Genomic DNA, 19,786 nt, shown 5'->3' with positions numbered 1-19,786 from the left:
TTGAATTGGAATGAAAGGGTGAACCAACGATGTTGCATTCAAGCAATAATAAAGATGAAAGGAACAAAAAATTAAAAGTTAAAGCAATAAAAATAGAGAATGAGTGGAATGAAGCGATAAAGTCCGGTTTGAACAAGGAGTCGGTATTTCGCATTGTAGGGCTTGAAAGTGAGTTAGAAGCAGAAAAGTTAAAAAAGGTGCGAGAACAAGTAGAAGTGCTTTCTTTAAAATATAACTTTCCTACTAAAAATGACGTTGCCAATATTGCTAAGCTGCTTATTCAAATAGAAGATAAAATTGATCGCCTTGAAGGGCAGTTACAGGAAGGAACGGCCTCTTCGGGGCAAACCCAGGAAAGAAATGTGGTAAAAGTGATTTTGGAGGACATGGCTGAACGCCAAGCAATAGTATCTTCATTGCTTGGACATGATGAAAAGATTGTCCGTTCTCTAGTAAGTGATCTTGATGAATGATTTTAAGCTGGATGCATGGAAAAAGGAAATGATGCATTATAATGAAACGCCATTTAAGGATGGAGTAACGGCCAGACAATCTATTTGGAGAAAAAACAAAGCTACCCTTTGGTATTACAAAGCACCTGTAAGAAAATACAACGTGCCAATTTTTATCATCTATTCTTTGATTAATCAGCCATTTATCCTAGACATGATATCCGGCGGGAGTACTATTGAAGCACTTGTGAAAAAGGGTTTTGATGTTTATATGATTGATTTTGGAAAGCCAGGGCTAGAAGACAGGGACATGACACTAGATAACTTTATTACAGAGTATATTCAAAGTGGGTTTAAGCAGGCAATTAAGCATTCCGGTGCGAAAGAAATGACCATCTTTGGTTATTGTCTTGGGGGTACACTTGCGGCTATGTATGCTTCTATAGCAAAGGAACCAATTAAAAATCTAGTCCTGTTTGTCACGCCTGTTGACTTCAGCACTCCTAGTTATTTTGATAAATGGGTAAAAGCTTTGAGAGAAGATAAATGGGACAGCTCTCGTTATATTGATGAGCTTGGAATTATTCCAGCGTCTTATGTTGAAGCGGGTATACGTATGGTTACATCACCAATTTATTTTACTCCTTATCTATCTCTTTTATTGAATCGGGATAATAAAGCTTATGTAGACAAATGGCACCGGTTTAATGCTTGGACAAAAGGACACATTCCTTTAACCGGTGGTGTTGCCAAGCAAATCATTGGGGATTTTACAAAGGACAACAAGCTAATTAAAAATGAGAGTAAAATAAATGGCCAAGAAGCCAAGCTATCTAATATTAATGCGAATCTATTTGTAGTAGGTACAGAGGGGGATCGGCTTGTACCGCTTGATCACATTCTACCAATTATGGAAGAGGTGGGAAGTGTTGATAAGACATCTCACATTTTAACAGGTGGACATACAGGTACATCTGTTAAAAATGGCAAACTACCTGAATATCTGGATAATTGGTTGCATGAAAGGTCAGAACCAATAGATTCACAGAGTGGGAGGGATAGAATATGAATGTCTTACATGAGAACCCTAAATGGGATATGAACCCGTATATAGAATATATGGGGATAGGAGCAACCGTTTTTATGCAATTTCTAATAAGTCTAAAAGAAAACCATTAGGGGGGCTTTTGCTTCTCTTTTTTTGTATGTAAATTCCGGTAAATATTGTTAAGTTTACATGTAAGAAACATTATTTTAATAAAGAGTATGATATTTTTGTATCTTTATCAAAAAGTAGAAAAAAGCTTGTGAAATAAGGGTTTTTCGGTGTGAAAGGAGGGGAAAAGCTACATGAAAAGTGCTGTTTTGAGTGGTTGTTCAATAGTGTTTAGATGTAAAATAGCAAAGCATACATATTGAATATGAGAAACATAAGGTTCAAATAATCGAGTATAAAAGCTATAATGCATATAGTACAAGTACTAATGTGCTATTTCCTTGCAAAAAATTACAGGTATATGTGATGATCACATCACTTACCTTTAACCTTTCTTATTTGAAGGTAAGTCTTGCTAATTATACGTTTCTTATATGATTTGTGGCACCCCCTTCAATAAGTAAAGTTAAGTAAGGAGGTTGGAAACAATCGGTGTTAATAGTTTAATACAAAGTGAACGTGAATCGCTCGATGCATCTAAGGGATTTATCCTGTTCGATTCTGACCTCAAAGTCAGTGTCATTGATGGGGTGGCGATTGATTTACTAGGACTCACCAATCAATCGGTATCGGGAATGCTACTCTCTGATCTTTTAAAAAAAGATGCATTTAATATATTGCTTAAATATACATACAGTGTAATACAAGAAGGCAATTTTGTACAACATGAATTGAAACTTTCGGAAAATCCGGTTCGGTGGTTTAAAGTCATTATCTACCCAATAGATGCAATCCACTTTTCTATGCTCTTTTTGGATATAAATAGGCAGAAAGAGACAGAAGCTGCTCTTTTCAGACACAAAGAAAAGTTCAACGTTTTAAATGAATCTGCTGCCATGTTGACCTCCATCAAGGATCCGAAACAACTTTTAGATTCATTATTTTGTAGGCTATCAAATTTATTGGACCTAGATATCTATATTAATTATAGTTGGGATAAGGAACAGAATCGCCTAGTATTAACAAACCATCAGGGAATTTGCAAAGAAGAGGCGGAAAAGTTCAGGTTTCTAGTTAAGGGAACAGCTGTATGTGGTACCGTCGCACAAAATAAAGAAAGAATGGTTTTTGAGCATGTGGATGAGTGCGGAAATGAGCTATTAGATTTGATTCGTCCGCTAGGAATTAAAGCTTATGTGTGTGAACCATTACTATCATTTGGGGAACTTGTCGGTACCATTTCTTTCGGTTCCAAAAAACGTTCCACTTTTACATCAGAAGAACTTGATTTAATTCATTCCATTTGCCATCAGGTAACTATTGTGCTGGATCGAATGACAAAAGTGGACGAGTTGACCCAAAACACAGAAACATTGGAAGTAGCAAACTTGCATTTAAAAGAAAATGAGAGAAAATTACGACTTATCATTGAAAAAAATGAAGTAGAGAGAGAAAGTAAAACCAAAACGAATTTCCTGGCAATGATCAGTCATGAGTTAAGGACGCCGTTAAATTCTATTATAGGATACAGTCAAGTTTTAGAGAGTGATCAAAAAGATCCACTCACAGAAAAGCAAAAATCAAGACTTGCCAAAATTCTGAGTTCAAGCAGGCATCTCCTGCAACTAATTAACAACATTTTAGAACTAATTCGTATTGATACAAATCCAGAAACAATTAAAACAAATGTAAAACCAATTCGAATAAAAGATGCTGTTTGGGATAGCTTGCATTCCGTTAGCAATAATGCAAAGGAAAAAGGGATATCCCTTTACATTGAAAAAGATGTGGAAGATATTACGATTGAAATCGATCCTATACGTTTTCAACAAGTAATGGTCAATCTATTAAATAATGCTATTAAGTACAATAAAAAGCATGGAACTGTCACGCTTTATTGGAGAGTGGATGGCAGGTACTTAGCTATCTTTGTAAAAGATACGGGGATTGGCATCCCTCAAAGTCACCAAGATAATATTTTTGAGCCTTTCTACAGGGTAAACCATGCCATTCCAGGAGTTGAAGGGACAGGTATAGGCTTGACTCTTGTAAAGCAGAATGTTCTAGAAATGAAAGGGACCGTTGGCGTTTCAAGCATAGAGGGAACAGGGAGTACCTTCTGGGTTAAGGTGCCGATATAATACATCGAAAGAAAGGGGTTTTCTTCGATTGAAACCAATAAATGTAGTTATTGTTGATGACAATCAGAATTCTCTTGAAATATTGGAGTTTTTTATTGGAGAACTGAAAGAGTTTCAAATTATAGATACGTGTAATAGCGGTGAAGAATTAATTGATAGTGTGATGAAAAACAAGGTGGAACTTGTTATTGCGGACATAAATATGCCAAAGAAAAGTGGCTTGGATGCAATAAAAGAATGCCTTGAGTTCTCTCCTAAATTAAAGTTTATTTTTGTGACAGGTTATAACGAATTTGCAGTGGAGGCATTTGCAATTTCGGCAGTCGACTATATTGTAAAGCCGATTGAGAAAATCAGATTATACAAAGCGTTGGAACGTGCCAAAGCCCAGCTACTTACTGAGGCTGCGGATTCGGACGAAAAAAATAATCAGAATAAAAGGTTATCAGTCCGTTCCAATAGTTCCTTCTACTACATAGCTTTTGAAGATATCATTTTTATTGAAAAGTCAGGAAAGAAATGCATCATATATACAACCAACCAGTCCATTGAAACCTATGAAAATATCAGTGATATATATAAACAGTTGGATCAGAATTTTTATCGGACACATCGATCTTATATTGTTAACCTAAGAATGTTATCGCATATTACACCTAAAAATGAAACATATTTTGCCTACTTTACTAATCATGAGAAATATGCTCATATTTCAAAATTGAAAATCAATGAAGTACAGGAGCTATTGGCTCAAATCACGAAATCTTAACCTTTAGAACTTCGTGGTTTGAGCTTTCTTTTTTGCAATATTTCATTTTTCATAAAAATTCCAATAATGTTCTTAAATGTTGAATCTTTACGGTTGAAATGGCAAAGTAGTGCACCGAAAAGCAATAATGAAATGCTCAAAGGTATAAGAAAAATTGGACAAAGAGGAACGATTTTCGTTAGAATGCTAAATAAAGATATCTATGGTAATAGACATAATTGACGAATCCTTTACTTCACATATAAAAGATGGGAATTTTAAAAAGATGATGATAGGCTATCTTATTTAAAATAAACAAAAAATTAATCAAATCGTTTTGAGAATTAAATAAGTGGCAAACATCCAATACTTAAAATATCCGTTATATGGGAGGGCTTTAAATGGATTTGTTAAGTGATGAATCTTTGATAGAAGTATATGAAGCAGCGATAATAAATGACTTGAACGAAGAGTTTTTAAAGCTGATATTGGATGAAATGAAGCGGAGAAAAATAGATATACCTGTACCCAATATATAATAATGAAAAGACCGATAAAATAGAAGAGGATGGAAAGAGATGTGATGTTAGTAGTCAGCATCTTTTTTCTTTATGATTACATTTAAAGGAGACATAAAGTATGTACATTGTTCATTCCACTTTCATCGTACCATCTGAAAAAGCAGATGAAGTTATTTCCATATACCACAACAGATCTAGGATGGTAGAACAGGCGAAAGGTTTTCAACGCTTTCTTCTTCTACAAAATGAAAATAAAGCAGGTGAACTTACAGTTTTCATGGAATGGGATTCCAAAGAAGAATTTATCTCATGGGTTAGAAGTGAAGATTATAAAAAAATTCATGAACTCGAGAAGAAATACCCAGACCAAGAACTTGCATCTATTATCCCAACCATAACAAAATTCAAGGTGGTGGCAACATGATTATGCCACCACAGTCATCAACTGTACAAAAAATAAAAGCAGATATAGGTGACTTGGACGTAGGACCGATTGTGGAAAAAGTCGTGGTAACTATGTACAATGATTTTCCTTTCTTAGAGGAAAAGTTTGGGGAAAAAGGAAAAGAGAGAACCATTGAAGACAATTTTTATCACTTTTTGTACCTTCACACCGCTTATAAGCTCAGTGACACCCAAACCTTTGTGGACTATGTGATGTGGCTTAACAGTGTACTTGTAAGTAGAGGATTGAAAACCGATATGATCATCTATAATTTTGAAAAAATTCAGGAAAACATGGTGGGAATGCTGGACAAGGAAATAGAAATAAGCTTTTTATCCTACTTGGATGAAGGTATCCTGGCGCTTAATGAATATAAGCAAGATAGCGAAAGTGAATAAGATTCAGTAAGGCAGTGTTGACGGCACTGTCTTTACTTTTTGTGGAGGTTTACAGATATGAAGAAGTATAAGGTGTTCTTATATGGGATTTGTATTGGTTTCGCAGTTTGCACTCTTTATTCGGTATATATTTATCTATCTAATCCAGAATGGGGGGGCCTAACTTCCATAGCTTCATTCATGGTCCTTTTTCCATTATCAATCTTGGTTTCATTAGTAGTTCAGATAGTTGTATTGTTTTATTCCAAAAGAACAAGATAAATGGGATATTCACAGTATTGTCATGGGTATGTGGCTGAGGGACTATAGAAGTGATTTATAATATAAGGAATCATGTTTGATTAAGAAAGGCTGATAGATTATGACAAACACTATGGGAAGATTTCGAATGATGGGTTTAATAGAAGGGGGATCATTACTTGTCCTTCTTTTCTTAGCAATGCCATTAAAATATTGGTTTGACATCCCGCAAGCAGTAAGTGTAGTAGGAGCTTTACACGGCTTTTTATTCATCACTTATTGTTTATTCATTGCATATATCACGTGGAAAATAAGATGGTCTTTAAAATGGGCGGCAGGGGCTGTGGTTGTTGCTTTTATCCCATTCGGGAATTTTGTATTTGATAACTATTTAAAAAAATCTTCTTTTGTGAACTGACTCTAGTGATGGGAGTCAGTTTTTTTAGTGTTTAGGAAATTTCAAAATAATGGAATGCTGGAATAGTCTTCAGAGCTATACTTGTTCGTTGGGATGAAGACCTCAGTGACGAGGAAAAAGGAGGAGAGAGGTCCTCATAGCCGTAATGAAGACCTCAGTGACGAGGAAAAAGGAGGAGAGAGGTCCTCATCACCAATATGAAGACCTTGGTGACAATGAAATTTCATTGAAATCTTCAAAGATGAAGCGATCCGGCCATGGCTAATACTTCAAGCTATGCGATAAGCGAGAAACGTCCCAAGAGATTAAAAGCTTCTTTTGTGAACCGACTGTACTGATGGGAGTCAGTTTTTTAGTGAAAAGAAAGATAAGAAAGTTTAAAATCCTGTTGATTTCCGTTCCAGGCGCTTCGCTTGCCTGCGGGCGGTCCGTGAGCCTCCTCGGCTTGCGCCTGCGGGGTCTCACCTGTCCCTTCCTCCCGCGGGCGTCTGCGCGCCTTCCACTCCAATCAACAAGATGGCTTCATTCATCAAAGGGTTTATGAAAAGGTATCTAACCGAGATTACTGAATAAGCATGACCGTAAGTTTTACGCAATTTTCAGCTGTGGATTGGAGCAAATGGCGAAGACTCCTACGGGGGAGTAGCGGCAATGTTGAGACCCCGCAGCGAATGAACTGAACCCTTAAAACTGGACACATATATTCTAAGCAGCTTGCTCAAAACTAGCTCGATAAGCTACTGGACTTTTCCGTTTTAACCTTGATTTTATTCTCAAGTGGTTGTAGTAATGGATGTACTCTTCTAGCTCCTCCTTAAAATGGGCGACGCTATCAAATTCTTGTAAGTACAATAATTCAGATTTTAAAATTCCGAAAAAGTTCTCCATTACTGCATTGTCATAACAGTTTCCTTTTCTAGACATACTTTGGGTAATATTATGTTGGTTTAAAGTCCTTTTGTATTTTGGCATTCTGTAATGCCACCCTTGGTCAGAGTGAAGGATAAGATTATCGTCTTCATTTAGCCGTTCTAATCCTTGTTTTAACATGTTTCCTACTAAATCATAAGTGGGCCTTGATTGAATAGTGTACGTTATGATCTCGCCGTTAAACAAATCAAGTATAGGAGAAAGATATAATTCCTGACCAAACAACTTAAACTCTGTCACGTCAGTGACCCATTTCTGATTCGGCCTATCGGCCTTAAAATTACGGTCTAAGATGTTTGCGGCAGCTTTTCCTATTTCTCCTTTATAAGACTTGTACTTCTTCATCCTTACGATGCATTGAAGTCCTAGTTCTCTCATAATACGGTACACTTTCTTTTTATTGATTATATAGCCTTTTTCCTGTAGGACATCGGTAATACGACGATAACCAAAACGGCCTTGATGCTTACGGTATATGAACGCAATACGTCTTTTCCACTTACGATCAGGGTCAGGTTGTTCCCAGCTTTGAACAATGAAATAGTAGGTACTTCTAGATATATTAGCTACCTTCGCCAATTGATTTACAGGGAATGCATGCCTTAGTTCATATATTACTTTCGCTTTAATTTCTTTGGTAATTTCTCTTCCTGAACTAAGGCTTTCAGCTTTTTTAAATACGCATTCTCCATACGAAGATATTCTAATTCTTTTTTCAACTCTTCCATGGAAGGGTTGGTAGCTTTGTCGTTATTGGATATTTTATTGTGTTTGGAAGTCATAGTAGATAGCCCCTTTTCTTTTGGGTTAAAGGCGGCATCTCCACATGTCTCCCACTTACGTTTCCACCTACGAACCATACACGGATCTGGGATGTGGAAAATCGCCGACGCCTCTCGAATGGAATAATTCGATTCCTTTATAGTTTGAATTACCCTCAGTTTAAAGGCTGGCGAATAGTTTGTATAGGGAAACACAAATGCTTGGTCACCGTGGTGCTTTACTAACATCACCCAATATCGGAGTACAGAGTCGTCTACTCCAAGTTGTTTAGCTAATTCACGGTAACTATATAATTCATCCAAGTAACGTCTTGCGGCAAGGAGTTTTTCCTCCTTAGTGAATATAGTCATTCGGACTACACCTCCTATTGTTAGATCGTGTGTCCAACAATAGGGGTGCAGTGTACGAAGCGAGGAGGCTCAAGGTCGCCCCGTGGAAAGCGAAGCCATTTGCGAAAAGGAACAGCGGCGTTTAACCATCAACTAAAAGTAATGGAGTTAAAGAGACGAGGCGGCTTTTTTAGAGTGTTTCTATGATGTTCAGATTTCCCATTCCCCAGCTTTATTCGCTATAATGAGTAGACTATACTTGTACGTATCAAAGGAGTAGTTGCTTTCGTGAACGTTGGTCGGGTATTATCGATCGTTGCATTTTTTTCATTATATAATATCTTGATGTTTTATCTTGGGTGGAACGGATTAGTGTGGTTAAAAGCGATGTTTTCGTTCCAACAAGAAGCTTTATATTGGCTAGTTATTGCCATTTTATCGTATGCCTATATCCTTGGCAGAATGGTTAAACCGCTCTCCTGGTTATCTATTATAGGTTCGATATGGTTTGGATATATTCAGTACGGACTGATGTTATTTCCGATCGCAAATCTTGCGGTCTGGGTACTTAGCTTATTGGGTATTCAAGCACAGACTTCCATTGTTGTGGTAGGGACAGTAACCGCAATCATACTTGCTGGTATTTTCATCACCGGCCTTTACAATGCATATAGCCCGATAATCAGAAAATACAAAGTGACCGTACCGAAAAAAACCGAAATGAAAAAACTTCGTATAGCTGTGGCTTCTGATATGCATTTCGGCAAGTTATCGGGCATCGCCCATGCTAAAAGGCTTGTGAAAATGATGAATCGCATCAACCCCGATATCATTTTGCTGCCTGGCGATATTATTGATGATGAGCCGGAGCATTTCCAAAAGAAGAACATGGGGGCTATCATGAAACAGCTTCATGCTCCACTCGGTATTTATGGCGTTCTTGGAAACCATGAATACTACGGAAGAGAGATTCCGGCATTTCTTAAAGAAATGGAAAAGGTGGATATCCGCATATTGATGGATGAAGTGATTCAGATAGGAAACAGCTTTTATCTGTTAGGTAGAAAAGATAAAACAGATTCAAGAAGAAAGTCGTTTGATCAATTAGTAAACGAATTAGATGGATCTCTGCCTCTAATAGCTATGGATCACCAGCCTGCAGAGTTGGAAGAAGCGCAGGAAAATGGGATCGATATCATCGTATCGGGTCATACCCACAGAGGACAGATGGCGCCAAACCACCTTATTACCAGAAGGCTGTTTGAATTGGATTGGGGTTATAAGAAAAAAGGCCAGTTGCATGCATTTGTTTCCTCCGGGTTCGGTTTCTGGGGTCCGCCACTTAGGATTGGTAGCAGATCAGAAGTATTAGAGATTGTCGTAGAATTTGAAGAAAAAGAAGGGTAAAAAAATAATGAATAGAACTTTTCAGCAATTTAATTTAGGGGAAGACATTGTCAAGGCTTTGAAAAGCCTTAATTATCTAGAGCCCACCAATGTGCAAGAAGAAGTGATTCCCAAAGCTCTAGTAAAGGAAGATATCATTGTTAAATCACAAACAGGAAGCGGGAAAACAGCTGCTTTTGCGGTCCCTTTATGTGAACTTGTCCATTGGGAAGAAAATAAGCCACAGGCATTGGTACTGACACCAACTAGGGAGCTTGCAGCCCAGGTGAAAGACGATATGACGAATATCGGCCGCTACAAGCGTATCAAGGCGACCGCTATTTACGGGAAACAATCCTTTGAAAGGCAAAGGCTTGAACTGAAACAAAAGTCTCATATAGTGGTAGGTACACCTGGTAGGGTGCTGGACCACCTTGAAAAAGGTACGCTTGATGTAAACAGACTTGAGTATCTTGTCATTGATGAAGCCGACGAAATGTTGAACATGGGATTTATTGATCAAGTGGAGGCAATCATCCAACTGCTTCCCAAGAGTAGGGTAACTATGTTGTTTTCTGCTACCCTGCCGGAAGACATTAAACAACTATCCAATCAATACATGACAAACCCTGTGTTTATAGAAATAGAAAGCGGTGGTTTGACGACAGATCGAATAGAGCATGTTTGGTATGAGGTGGAAGAAGGCGAGAAATTTGTTTTGCTGAAAGATATTACAGTAGTGGAAAACCCAGATAGCTGTATCGTCTTTTGCGCTACACAAGAAGAAGTGGAAAGGGTTCACCGTAAACTTTATCGTGCGGGATATCCTTGTGGGAAATTGCATGGCGGCCTGGTACAGGAAGACAGGTTTTCTGTAATGAATGCTTTCAAACGAGGTGAATTCCGTTACCTGATCGCAACGGATGTGGCATCAAGAGGAATTGACATTGAAGATATAAGCCTGGTTATCAATTACGATATTCCTTCTGACAAAGAACGATATGTACACCGTATCGGGCGAACAGCTAGAGCTGGAAAATCTGGCAAGGCCATTACCCTTATTTCAAATAGGGAACATCATCACCTAGAAGAAATTAAGGATTTTATTGGCATTGAAATTTCAAGAGCTGAAGCGCCAAAACGGGATGCTGTAGCAAGAGCTGAAACTTCTTTTTTAGTGAAAATGGAAAATAGACCAACAAAGAAAGAAGACAAAGGTGCCAAATTAGAGCGAAATATTATGAAACTTTATTTTAACGGCGGTAAGAAAAAGAAAATTAGAGCGGTGGACTTCGTAGGCACCATTTGTCAGATTGATGGCGTCACATCAGAAGATATTGGCATCATTACCATCCAGGAAAATCACACATATGTGGATATCTTGAATGGAAAGGGATCTCTCGTTCTGAAAGAAATGAAAAACCGCACCGTCAAAGGGAAGCAATTGAAAGTGCACGAGGCGCGGAACTAAACAAATACACAAAAATGCTCGCCAATCCAACCTTGGAAATGGCGAGCTTTTATTTTTATTATTAGAAGAAAAACAAATGAGCCATGAGTGCTGCAATAGGCAATGTTATGATGGTTCGTTGCAGGAAGATGATGAACAGCTCCCAAATAGACAGAGGGATTTTTGATTTTATCAAAAGAATTCCAATTTCCGACATGTAAATCAACTGAGTCAATGACATAACGGCAATAACAAATCTCGTAAGCTCAGACTCTATTCCACTTCCAATGACTGCTGGAAGGAACATATCCGCAAATCCTACAATCATGGCTGGTGCAGCAGCTTGGGCTTCTGGAATTTGCAAAAGTTGAAGCAATGGGATGAATGGATAAGATAGAATGTTGAACACTTCCGTAAATTCTGCGACCACTAGTGCAATTGTTCCTAAAGCCATCACAAGTGGAATGAGTGCCATCCAGATATCTACGACATTATATATTCCTTTTTTCACAACTTGCTTTGCACTTTTCACTTGTCCTGCTTTTTCTACGGCTTGTTGCAGACCCCATTGGAAACTCGAAACCCCGTTTGGTACCTTCTCATCAATTTTCTGGCCAACAGGCTCGTAATAGGTGTCTTTTTTTCGGGAGAGAGGTGGAATTCTCGGGCAAATAACTGCTGCGATGATTCCAGTAACCACCACTGTAAAGTAGAAAGGTACAAACATATGATCAATTCCAATAAATTTTGCAATGACAAGGCTGAAAGCTATGGATGCGATGGAGAAGTTGGTGGCAACGACTGCCGCTTCTCTTTTCGTATAATAGCCAGATTCGTATTGTTGTGTGGTCAACAGCACCCCGACTGTCCCACTCCCCATCCATGAAGCCATTGCATCAATGGAAGAACGTCCCGGCAGCTTGAAGAGAGGGTGCATCACTCTTCTAACCAATGTACCAATGAAGTCCATTAAACCGAACTCTAACAGAAGCGGCATGAAGAGACTTGCAAATAGAAACCATACAGTAAGTACTGGGATAAGGTCATATAGGACAATGACGCCTGTGAATTCCGACGTAATCATTTCAGGTCCGATTTTCGTTAACGTCATTACTGCAAATGCTGCACCTAATACACGCAATGCAAGCCATATACTTCCTACGTTTAATAAGGAGTCTAAGAAACTATCTTTTTTTATAAAAGATACTGGAATAATCTTCACTAGCAAACTGCTCACAGCGGAAGCTACTAATACGATTGTCATGAAGGTAGGAATTACTCCACCAAAGGTAGTCAATACCCAGTCCGCCATGATGCCAAGTCCAATGGTCACATTTCCATTGAAAGAAACCGGTATCAGGAAAAGAAGAATTCCAATTAAAGAAGGAACGGCAAATTTCAAGATTTGTGAAATCGAATAAGTTGGTGCCTCTGTTTGTTTGGAATAAGTTGTTTGTTTGGCAGATTGTGTACTCATACGTTTTGTCTCCTTTAGAAAAATTCGGATGATAGTTTATAATATTAATAAAAATAACACTTTACGTATATTTATACAACCCTAAAAAATTCACAAGAATTATTCTGCAATTTGGTCCATATTCCGGACTATACGGGTGGCATTGTCATATGCTGGAGCATGAGGATTATGAAATGATGCAGCCGTATATAGGGATAAGGTAAAAAAAGATAGGCGGAATTGCATATGGGAGAAAGTACTAAACAATTAGTAGGGTCCTGGACACAGGCGATAGGTACGGTGGTGGCGGCAATTGGGAGCACCCCTTCTTTACCAATTCATGAGAACGGCAGAAAAGGGCTAGGTTTGGTTGGAAACGTACTTCAAGCAACAGGAAATGGTCTTGAAGCGGATGCGGAAACGACACTGACCTACGGAAAGCTAGGAAATATTATACAAGCAACAGGAAATATAATGGTAAGTGCAGGGTTGATCATTGATTTTCCCGGTGATACCGAGGAAAGGTTAGTGATAAGTGGCGATCTCATACAAGCTTTGGGAGCTATAACAGCACTTGGGAGTGCAGACAAATCCTATATAGTTATTGGGAACAGTCTCCAAGCGATAGGAAACTCTTTACAGGCAGTTGGAGGAGTGAGAGAACTCAACGAGGAAGAAAGAAAAGCGATTGGTCTTTCCCAGGTTAGCAATGAAGTTCTCATTGCGTCGGGAAGTTGGATTCAAGCGTTAGGTACCATTCTCTTGGCGGTAGGTTTAACATTAGAAGGGAAAAAATAATTCCCCGATCCAGTGATGTATCATTTGGGATCGGGGAATATTTGTGTTGTTATGCGTTCATGTTACACACCAATGGTTTCGGCAATATTGGTTTGTCGTAGATAATCGGCCAAAAGCTGTGGAGTCGTCAAATAGAGGAGTCCATTGCCTTCAAGGCTTTTTGGATAGCCAAGGGGAATGGTTCTTTTAATTAGTTGGGCATATAGCTCAGGCTCGGAAAGTACTCGGCCAAACTCCTTTTCTGTAAGCTTCTTTATTAAGGCGAGCGCTCCAGCAACATGTGGGGCTGACATGGATGTACCACTGAAAACAGCATATCTTCCTCCTGGTATAGTGGAAATGATTTTTTCACCAGGCGCGACAAGATCAATTTCGTTATTCGAGTTAGTAAAGTAAGAGGATTTACGTTGAAGATTGATAGAACCGACAGAGATGACTTCTGTATAGGCTGCAGGATAAGAAAACTCTTCTGTGTATTGATTTCCGTCTCCTTCATTACCGGCAGCGCATACGACAAGAATGTTAGAAGAAATGGCTGCTTTGATTGCATCGTGAAGTTCAGTGACATCGATAGGTCCGCCGAGCGACATAGAGATTATGTCTACATTTTGAGAAGCCGCATAGTTGATTGCATTAATAATCCATTCATATTCGCCTGACCCATTTTTGCCTCCAAGTGCCTTGAGAATAAGTAGCTTAGCCTCCGGGGCGACCCCGATAACACCTGAACCCGGATTGATTGCCGCAATCGTGCCTGCAACATGGGTGCCATGGCCGTTATAATCAGTAAAGTTTTCAGGATCTCCATTATCGTCGTCCGTGAAGTTTCTTCCCCCGATTATTCTACCTTCGAGATCTGGGTGTTGTGCATCGCAGCCAGTATCGATGACGGCTACCACCATACCTTCCCCTTTATATCCAGCCTGCCAAATAGACGGTGCTTGGATAAGTTCAATGCCTTCAGGGATTTGATGAGTTTCAAATAACTGGTTTTCCAATTTGTAAGGAATTAAATGGACCAATTTCTCTTTTTGCATACAAAAACGCCTCCTAATCATTATTTTCAAACAGTGTGAAAAAGAAAGAAGGTGTTGCGTGTTAAAGTATTGCTTTCAGAAGATTCTATCAATAATCCTCTGAAAATTCAAGTGGCTAATAGACTAAGAGGATCAACTATGGATGTGAATACTGTTCAAATCGGTCTTATCGGCACTAAGCCCCAAGCCCTATCTTAAAATATGGCTCAGGCTCATTATACGAAATCTCTTGCGGAGGTAAGATAAAGACATAGAAGGGAGGAACAACAAATGAAAAAATTTGGATTGTTTTTAGTAGGTGTTATCGCATTCTTTGTTTTACTTGCAAACATTGGTCCACTTTTAGGATTGGCCGTTAGTTTGGTAGTCACTTATTATGCGGTTAAAGAATTCATAAAAACGGATTCTACTGGCACAAAAATTCTTTGGGGCTTTATCGCTTTTATTGCCATCGCGTTTTCAATCGCTAATGTCCCGGCAGTATTAGCAGTTGTAGCAGCGTATATCTTATATGTTGTATATAAGAACTGGAACAAAGAGAAAGCAAACAACGTCATCATTGAAGCTGGCGACCCGTTCACTAATTTTGAAAAACAGTGGAACTCATTGAACAAATAAAACATTATAAGGAGAGGAATATTATCATGGCCAACTTATTTTCAAGAATTAAACAGACTATATCTGCAGATTTTCATGAGGTTTTGGATAAAAAGGAGCAGAAAAATCCGATCGCTTTGTTGAATCAGTATTTACGCGATTGTGAAAAAGAAGTAGAAAAAGTGCGCAAGCTAGTAGAACGCCAGAATTTACTTAAAGAAGAGTTTATAAGGGAATACCACGAGGCAAGCAGTCTAGCGGAGAAGCGCAACTCCCAAGCGGTCATTGCGGAAAAAGCTGGTGAGACAGAACTGGAGGCATTTGCTAAACGCGAGCACCAACAATATGAGGAGCGCGCCAACAAATTGAAGCTTTCCTTAGAAAAGGTTACAGAGGATCTAACTAACCTTGAGCAAAAATACGAAGAAATGAAGCACCGCCTGAAGGATATGTATATCAAGCGGATGGAATTAATGGGGAGGGAAAATGTTGCCCGTGCCACACATCGTATGAATCAGGTGGTGGATGCGAACAAAGCGGAACACTCCTACACCAAGTTCAATGAAATGGAAAGCTATTTAGATCGATTAGAACATCAAGTGAATTCCGCCTATCATCACAATACTATTGATGCGCGCATTGCCCAGCTTGAAAAAGAAATTACTCAACCAGAAGAGAAAACTCATTCTCTTTCACAATGAAAACTGCTATTCTAAAAAGGCGTGCATGTTGCGCCTTTTTGGGATGTAGAAGACGATGGATCCTAGAAAAAAGGAGGGATAAGGCGCATGTTGAACAAAATGAAATCTGATTATCTCAGTTTTATTATAGTGGTGGCCAGCTTGATTTTTCTATTGGAAATCCTATTTTTCAATACGGGCCTTATTTTTTCCTTTTTGTTTTCTGGTTTTCTAATATATGTAGGTAAGAAGAAATGGCATTGGTTAATAGGAAAGGCATTATTTGTCATTGGGTTGTTATCTATCATTTTTACCGTATTCAATATGATGACATTCAACTTCTTGCTGCTTGCAACAGTGTTGTATTTCTTGTACAAATTCCTGCAAGCCAAAAAACAGCCTGTAGAAATTCAGCCGAACATACTCCCTGAACGGGAAGAGCAAATTGTGAGAAACGAGCAAAAGTGGTTTACTAACAAGCTGTTTGGCAGCCAAAAAACACCTGAACACTCTTATACATGGGATGATGTGAATATTCAATGTGGGATTAGTGATACGGAGATAGATTTAAGTTATACGGTACTGCCAAAAGGGGAAGCCATCATTTTTATTCGAAATGTCATAGGAAACATACAGATATTGGTTCCCTACGAATTGGAACTTAGTATTGTTCACTCTGGGATGGTGGGTTCCATCCACATTCTAGATAAAGAAGAGAAAAGCATCCTCAACCAGACTGTACACTATCAAACAGAACATTATAAAGAAGCCACACATAGAGTGAAAATCGTCACCTCGATCTTCGTAGGCAGCATAGAGGTGAAGAGGGTATGAGTATATTGCAAAGGCAAGTTTTGTGGGCAACTTGTATTTCTTTCATAAGTTTCCTGGTAATTGGCGCGATAACTTATTTCTTTTTTCCGGTAATCAGTCTAGATGCTCTTTGGGTACTAAAAGTGATGGATCTTCCGTTCATTTTGTTTTTAGCTATTGTCAGTCTTGGCTTGGGAATCCTCTTTGGCTTATTTTCGGGGCTGTATTGGAAGAAGCAACTTAATACGGTCTACGAGGATCTAAAAGCTGTGGAACAAGGGAGAAGCGTTTTAGAAGTCTCAAAAAGCAATGCCCAAGAGATCGTTCTAATGGAAACAGTCATATGGAAACTGCACAGTCAGATACAAGAACAAGCAAAAATCTCCCAAAAGATTGCAAACGAAAAGGCAGAAGATCTGGAGAATAGAATACAGGAAATTGTCTCACAGGAACGAAACAGACTGGCAAGAGAGTTGCATGATTCCGTCAGCCAGCAGCTCTTCGCGGCCTCGATGCTAATGTCCGCATTAACGGAAACGAGGGAAGAAGCCGGCACTGAAAACAATGAAACAAATCAACTACGATTAGTGGAGGAAATGATTCACCAATCTCAATTGGAGATGCGGGCATTACTCCTTCATTTACGACCAGTCGCATTAAAAGGAAAAACGCTTCAAGAAGGTGCAGAGGAATTATTAGTAGAGCTAATCCAAAAAGTTCCGATGAGCATCACCTGGAAGATTGAACGTTTTTCTATAGATAAAGGTGTGGAGGATCATCTGTTTAGAATCCTGCAGGAGACATTATCCAACACATTACGGCATTCCAAAGCCAATGCGGTGGAGGTATTACTTATTCAAAGGGAGAACTTCATTATTTTACGCGTAGTGGATGACGGAATAGGCTTTGATGTCGAGCAGGCAAGGGCAGGTTCTTATGGTTTGCAAAACATGCATGAACGTGCCGTTGAGCTAGGCGGTACGTTGAAAATAGTAAGTGTAGAGAATGAGGGAACAAGATTGGAAGTGAAAGTTCCCAAACTAGACGCAGAGGAGGCTTGAGTTAAAATGATTAGAGTGTTGTTTGTAGATGATCATGAAATGGTAAGGATCGGCGTTACGGCATACCTGTCAGCTCAACCCGATATAGAAGTTGTTGCTGAAGCGGATGATGGGTCTGTTGCAATTGAGCTGGCACTGGAACATAAACCTGATATTATTTTAATGGACTTAGTCATGAAGGAAATGGACGGAATCGAAGCGACCAGAAGAATCATGGAACAATGGCCGGAAGCGAAAATCATTATTGTTACGAGCTTTCTTGATGATGAAAAAGTCTATCCTGCACTTGAGGCTGGAGCTACCAGCTATATGCTGAAAACTTCCAAAGCAAGTGAAATAGCCAATGCAGTTCGTTCCACTTATAAAGGACAATCCATCTTGGAGCCGGAAGTAGCAGGGAAAATGATGAAAAAGATGCGCAGGAAGACTGAAATCCTTCCTCATGAGGAATTGACCAACAGGGAAATGGAGATACTCCTTCTTATGACACAAGGAAAAACAAATCAAGAAATAGCGGATGAGCTGTTCATCGCACTTAAGACAGTGAAGGTACATGTAAGCAATATACTAGCAAAACTTCAAGTGCAGGATAGGACACAGGCGGTCATCTATGCATTTAAGCACTCATTAGTGAACTAATGGGTGTTTTTTATGATACTATTTATAACAGAGACAAAATTCATCTTGGGAGGCTTCTTACATGAACAAACAACTTATCGTCTACTCAGCACCGGGCTGCAGAGATTGTGAATTGGTAAAGGAATTTCTAAAAGAGCATCAAGTATCTTTTGAAGTCAGAGATCTTCTGGCAAACCGGGATTACCAAGAGGAAGTAGAAAAATTCGGATTTATGGGCATACCGGTTACGGCTGTGGGTGACCAGGCGGTAAAAGGATTTAACCCAGAGGAATTAAATAGGCTGATAGATCTTGTAAAATGAAGGTCGGGGCAAACAGAGGAGTAAAATGATTGGCAGAGCAAAAGAAACCGACGTTTATATATACGTATGCATATAGCAAGGAAGAGCGCTCTCTGTGTCATTTGGAGATGCGGTCTTTTTTCGGCAAGGCAACAAATGATAATATCATTAAAAGTACCAAAAAGATTAATCCGAACAGAAGTCCTTTTATCCGCGAAAGAATTGAAGTGATCTATGAAGGGGCTGCACTTCAGGAGCTTGTGGATCAAGCCAAGGATATAAAGATGGGGGACCAAACATTCAAGGTTATATTCTCCAAAATAAATGACAGGAAAGCTCCTAATACGATTGAATATCAAGAACGTCGTGATATCGAACGTGCTATCGGGTGGGTTATTGAAGGAGAGGCGGATGTACATCAACCAGATCATATTTTCGGCATGGCGGTTGTGGGTGAACGCTGGTATTTCGGTCATTATTTGAAAAGTGAAGCGATATGGCTTCAGCATACAAAAAAGCCCAGGGAATATTCAACCGCTTTAAGTACCCGTGTGGCAAGGGCTGTCTCCAATATAGCCGTCCCAGATCCTGAAGGAATAAAGTCCATCGATCCTTGCTGCGGGATAGGAACGGTACTTGTTGAAGCATTATCGATGGGGGTTGATATGGATGGAAGAGACATTAACCCGCTTGTGGTAGACGGTTCAAAGGAAAATATTGAACATTTCGGCCTAAAAGGTAATGTCACGCTAGGACCAATCTCGGAAGTAAAGGATAACTATGATGTGGCAGTTATCGATATGCCGTACAATCTTTATACCCATGCCACTCCGGAAGACCAATTATCCATTTTGAAGCATGCACGCCGCTTCGCAAAGAAAGTCGTCGTCATCACCATCGAGACGATGGATGACATGGTGCAGGAAGCTGGTTTCACCATAATTGATCGCTGTGAAACCCAAAAGGGCTATTTTACAAGAGAGATATTAGTATGTGAATGAAAGTTGAAAAGAGACCACTAAACGGGT

21 protein-coding genes and 1 pseudogene are annotated in these 19,786 nt (G+C 39.2%); 19 read left to right on the top strand and 3 right to left on the bottom strand.

Annotation, left to right across the window (positions count from 1 at the left end):
* Positions 1 to 29: 29 nt before the first annotated feature.
* The 8 genes from K7887_RS17820 (at position 30) to K7887_RS17785 (ending at position 6,519) form a co-directional block, all read left to right on the top strand.
* Positions 30 to 473: a hypothetical protein gene (locus K7887_RS17820; RefSeq protein ID WP_223490950.1), complete on the top strand. Its 444-nt coding sequence runs from the start codon at positions 30 to 32 to the stop codon at positions 471 to 473.
* A complete protein-coding gene (locus K7887_RS17815; protein ID WP_223490948.1) occupies positions 466 to 1,521 on the top strand; it encodes an alpha/beta fold hydrolase in 1,056 nt (351 codons plus the stop codon). Before K7887_RS17820 ends, K7887_RS17815 begins: the two co-directional genes overlap by 8 nt.
* 566 nt (positions 1,522 to 2,087) lie before the next feature.
* Entirely contained in the window at positions 2,088 to 3,749 is a 1,662-nt protein-coding gene (locus tag K7887_RS17810; protein WP_223490947.1) for a sensor histidine kinase, read from the top strand.
* A gap of 28 nt (positions 3,750 to 3,777) precedes the next feature.
* On the top strand, positions 3,778 to 4,518 hold the full coding sequence (locus tag K7887_RS17805) for a LytR/AlgR family response regulator transcription factor (RefSeq protein ID WP_223490945.1): 741 nt from the start codon (positions 3,778 to 3,780) through the stop codon (positions 4,516 to 4,518).
* Between the two features lie 380 nt (positions 4,519 to 4,898).
* Positions 4,899 to 5,036 (top strand): sporulation histidine kinase inhibitor Sda, encoded by a 138-nt coding sequence (sda, locus tag K7887_RS17800; RefSeq protein ID WP_223490943.1) that lies wholly within the window; start codon positions 4,899 to 4,901, stop codon positions 5,034 to 5,036.
* 100 nt (positions 5,037 to 5,136) lie between these two features.
* Positions 5,137 to 5,442, top strand: coding sequence for an antibiotic biosynthesis monooxygenase family protein (locus K7887_RS17795; protein WP_223490942.1), 306 nt, complete (start codon positions 5,137 to 5,139; stop codon positions 5,440 to 5,442).
* A complete protein-coding gene (locus tag K7887_RS17790) occupies positions 5,439 to 5,861 on the top strand; it encodes a hypothetical protein (protein ID WP_223490940.1) in 423 nt (140 codons plus the stop codon). The genes K7887_RS17795 and K7887_RS17790 overlap by 4 nt, the downstream gene beginning before the upstream one ends.
* Before the next feature lie 388 nt (positions 5,862 to 6,249).
* Entirely contained in the window at positions 6,250 to 6,519 is a 270-nt protein-coding gene (locus tag K7887_RS17785) for a DUF3817 domain-containing protein (protein WP_263290308.1), read from the top strand.
* 705 nt (positions 6,520 to 7,224) lie between these two features.
* On the opposite strand, the gene K7887_RS17780 is transcribed toward K7887_RS17785, so the two are convergent.
* A protein-coding gene (locus K7887_RS17780) for an IS3 family transposase (RefSeq protein ID WP_223490159.1) occupies positions 7,225 to 8,582 on the bottom strand; the annotation gives its coding sequence in 2 pieces (ribosomal slippage) (positions 7,225 to 8,111 and positions 8,111 to 8,582; 1,359 coding nt in all).
* A 324-nt stretch (positions 8,583 to 8,906) separates the two neighbouring features.
* Here K7887_RS17780 and K7887_RS17775 point away from each other — a divergent pair.
* Together K7887_RS17775 and K7887_RS17770 are read left to right on the top strand one after the other, a co-directional pair.
* The gene (locus tag K7887_RS17775) at positions 8,907 to 9,968 is read left to right on the top strand and encodes a metallophosphoesterase (protein WP_223493692.1); all 1,062 of its coding nucleotides are present in this window, start codon (positions 8,907 to 8,909) and stop codon (positions 9,966 to 9,968) included.
* Between the two features lie 7 nt (positions 9,969 to 9,975).
* Entirely contained in the window at positions 9,976 to 11,418 is a 1,443-nt protein-coding gene (locus K7887_RS17770) for a DEAD/DEAH box helicase (RefSeq protein ID WP_399208648.1), read from the top strand.
* A 61-nt stretch (positions 11,419 to 11,479) separates the two neighbouring features.
* Here K7887_RS17770 and K7887_RS17765 read toward each other — a convergent pair whose 3' ends face one another.
* A complete protein-coding gene (locus K7887_RS17765) occupies positions 11,480 to 12,874 on the bottom strand; it encodes a YjiH family protein (protein WP_223490938.1) in 1,395 nt (464 codons plus the stop codon).
* Positions 12,875 to 12,951: 77 nt separating this feature from the next.
* On the opposite strand from K7887_RS17765, the pseudogene K7887_RS17760 reads away from it, so the two are divergent.
* Both K7887_RS17760 and K7887_RS17755 read left to right on the top strand, forming a co-directional pair.
* Positions 12,952 to 13,077: pseudogene (locus tag K7887_RS17760) on the top strand (multicopper oxidase domain-containing protein); the annotation flags it as partial.
* A 22-nt stretch (positions 13,078 to 13,099) separates the two neighbouring features.
* Positions 13,100 to 13,651 (top strand): DUF6944 family repetitive protein, encoded by a 552-nt coding sequence (locus K7887_RS17755; protein ID WP_223490936.1) that lies wholly within the window; start codon positions 13,100 to 13,102, stop codon positions 13,649 to 13,651.
* 62 nt (positions 13,652 to 13,713) lie between these two features.
* Here K7887_RS17755 and K7887_RS17750 read toward each other — a convergent pair whose 3' ends face one another.
* Positions 13,714 to 14,688 carry a S8 family peptidase gene (locus tag K7887_RS17750; protein WP_223490935.1) on the bottom strand — a complete coding sequence of 325 codons (975 nt, stop codon included), beginning with the start codon at positions 14,686 to 14,688 and terminating at the stop codon, positions 13,714 to 13,716.
* A gap of 270 nt (positions 14,689 to 14,958) precedes the next feature.
* Here K7887_RS17750 and K7887_RS17745 point away from each other — a divergent pair, with 270 nt between their 5' ends.
* From K7887_RS17745 to K7887_RS17715, 7 genes are all read left to right on the top strand, one after another.
* Positions 14,959 to 15,306: a lmo0954 family membrane protein gene (locus K7887_RS17745; RefSeq protein ID WP_223490933.1), complete on the top strand. Its 348-nt coding sequence runs from the start codon at positions 14,959 to 14,961 to the stop codon at positions 15,304 to 15,306.
* Between the two features lie 26 nt (positions 15,307 to 15,332).
* Positions 15,333 to 15,986, top strand: a complete 654-nt coding sequence (locus tag K7887_RS17740; protein ID WP_223490931.1) for a PspA/IM30 family protein — start codon at positions 15,333 to 15,335, stop codon at positions 15,984 to 15,986.
* Between the two features lie 87 nt (positions 15,987 to 16,073).
* Entirely contained in the window at positions 16,074 to 16,799 is a 726-nt protein-coding gene (gene liaF / locus K7887_RS17735; RefSeq protein WP_223490930.1) for a cell wall-active antibiotics response protein LiaF, read from the top strand.
* On the top strand, positions 16,796 to 17,839 hold the full coding sequence (locus K7887_RS17730; protein WP_223490928.1) for a sensor histidine kinase: 1,044 nt from the start codon (positions 16,796 to 16,798) through the stop codon (positions 17,837 to 17,839). Before liaF ends, K7887_RS17730 begins: the two co-directional genes overlap by 4 nt.
* 6 nt (positions 17,840 to 17,845) lie before the next feature.
* Positions 17,846 to 18,478, top strand: coding sequence for a response regulator transcription factor (locus K7887_RS17725; RefSeq protein WP_223490926.1), 633 nt, complete (start codon positions 17,846 to 17,848; stop codon positions 18,476 to 18,478).
* A gap of 61 nt (positions 18,479 to 18,539) precedes the next feature.
* On the top strand, positions 18,540 to 18,779 hold the full coding sequence (locus tag K7887_RS17720) for a glutaredoxin family protein (RefSeq protein WP_223490925.1): 240 nt from the start codon (positions 18,540 to 18,542) through the stop codon (positions 18,777 to 18,779).
* 29 nt (positions 18,780 to 18,808) lie between these two features.
* On the top strand, positions 18,809 to 19,759 hold the full coding sequence (locus K7887_RS17715) for a TRM11 family SAM-dependent methyltransferase (RefSeq protein WP_223490923.1): 951 nt from the start codon (positions 18,809 to 18,811) through the stop codon (positions 19,757 to 19,759).
* Positions 19,760 to 19,786 lie beyond the last annotated feature (27 nt).

This window comes from Sutcliffiella horikoshii, from assembly GCF_019931755.1.
Classification (GTDB): Bacteria; Bacillota; Bacilli; order Bacillales; family Bacillaceae_I; genus Sutcliffiella_A; species Sutcliffiella_A horikoshii_E.
The sequence above is the reverse complement of the archived record's forward strand: the minus strand, read 5'-3'. Positions and strand labels throughout refer to the sequence as shown.

Excerpts from the sequence above, each read along its gene's own strand:
- K7887_RS17755 (WP_223490936.1), top strand. The coding sequence starts at position 13,100 with ATGGGAGAAAGTACTAAACAATTAGTAGGGTCCTGGACACAGGCGATA.
- K7887_RS17770 (WP_399208648.1), top strand. The coding sequence starts at position 9,976 with ATGAATAGAACTTTTCAGCAATTTAATTTAGGGGAAGACATTGTCAAG.
- K7887_RS17745 (WP_223490933.1), top strand. The coding sequence starts at position 14,959 with ATGAAAAAATTTGGATTGTTTTTAGTAGGTGTTATCGCATTCTTTGTT.
- K7887_RS17720 (WP_223490925.1), top strand. The coding sequence starts at position 18,540 with ATGAACAAACAACTTATCGTCTACTCAGCACCGGGCTGCAGAGATTGT.
- sda (WP_223490943.1), top strand. The coding sequence starts at position 4,899 with ATGGATTTGTTAAGTGATGAATCTTTGATAGAAGTATATGAAGCAGCG.
- K7887_RS17765 (WP_223490938.1), bottom strand. The coding sequence starts at position 12,874 with ATGAGTACACAATCTGCCAAACAAACAACTTATTCCAAACAAACAGAG.
- K7887_RS17730 (WP_223490928.1), top strand. The coding sequence starts at position 16,796 with ATGAGTATATTGCAAAGGCAAGTTTTGTGGGCAACTTGTATTTCTTTC.
- K7887_RS17775 (WP_223493692.1), top strand. The coding sequence starts at position 8,907 with ATGTTTTATCTTGGGTGGAACGGATTAGTGTGGTTAAAAGCGATGTTT.
- K7887_RS17815 (WP_223490948.1), top strand. The coding sequence starts at position 466 with ATGAATGATTTTAAGCTGGATGCATGGAAAAAGGAAATGATGCATTAT.
- K7887_RS17790 (WP_223490940.1), top strand. The coding sequence starts at position 5,439 with ATGATTATGCCACCACAGTCATCAACTGTACAAAAAATAAAAGCAGAT.
- K7887_RS17740 (WP_223490931.1), top strand. The coding sequence starts at position 15,333 with ATGGCCAACTTATTTTCAAGAATTAAACAGACTATATCTGCAGATTTT.
- K7887_RS17725 (WP_223490926.1), top strand. The coding sequence starts at position 17,846 with ATGATTAGAGTGTTGTTTGTAGATGATCATGAAATGGTAAGGATCGGC.
- K7887_RS17750 (WP_223490935.1), bottom strand. The coding sequence starts at position 14,688 with ATGCAAAAAGAGAAATTGGTCCATTTAATTCCTTACAAATTGGAAAAC.
- K7887_RS17820 (WP_223490950.1), top strand. The coding sequence starts at position 30 with ATGTTGCATTCAAGCAATAATAAAGATGAAAGGAACAAAAAATTAAAA.
- K7887_RS17795 (WP_223490942.1), top strand. The coding sequence starts at position 5,137 with ATGTACATTGTTCATTCCACTTTCATCGTACCATCTGAAAAAGCAGAT.
- liaF (WP_223490930.1), top strand. The coding sequence starts at position 16,074 with ATGTTGAACAAAATGAAATCTGATTATCTCAGTTTTATTATAGTGGTG.
- K7887_RS17785 (WP_263290308.1), top strand. The coding sequence starts at position 6,250 with ATGATGGGTTTAATAGAAGGGGGATCATTACTTGTCCTTCTTTTCTTA.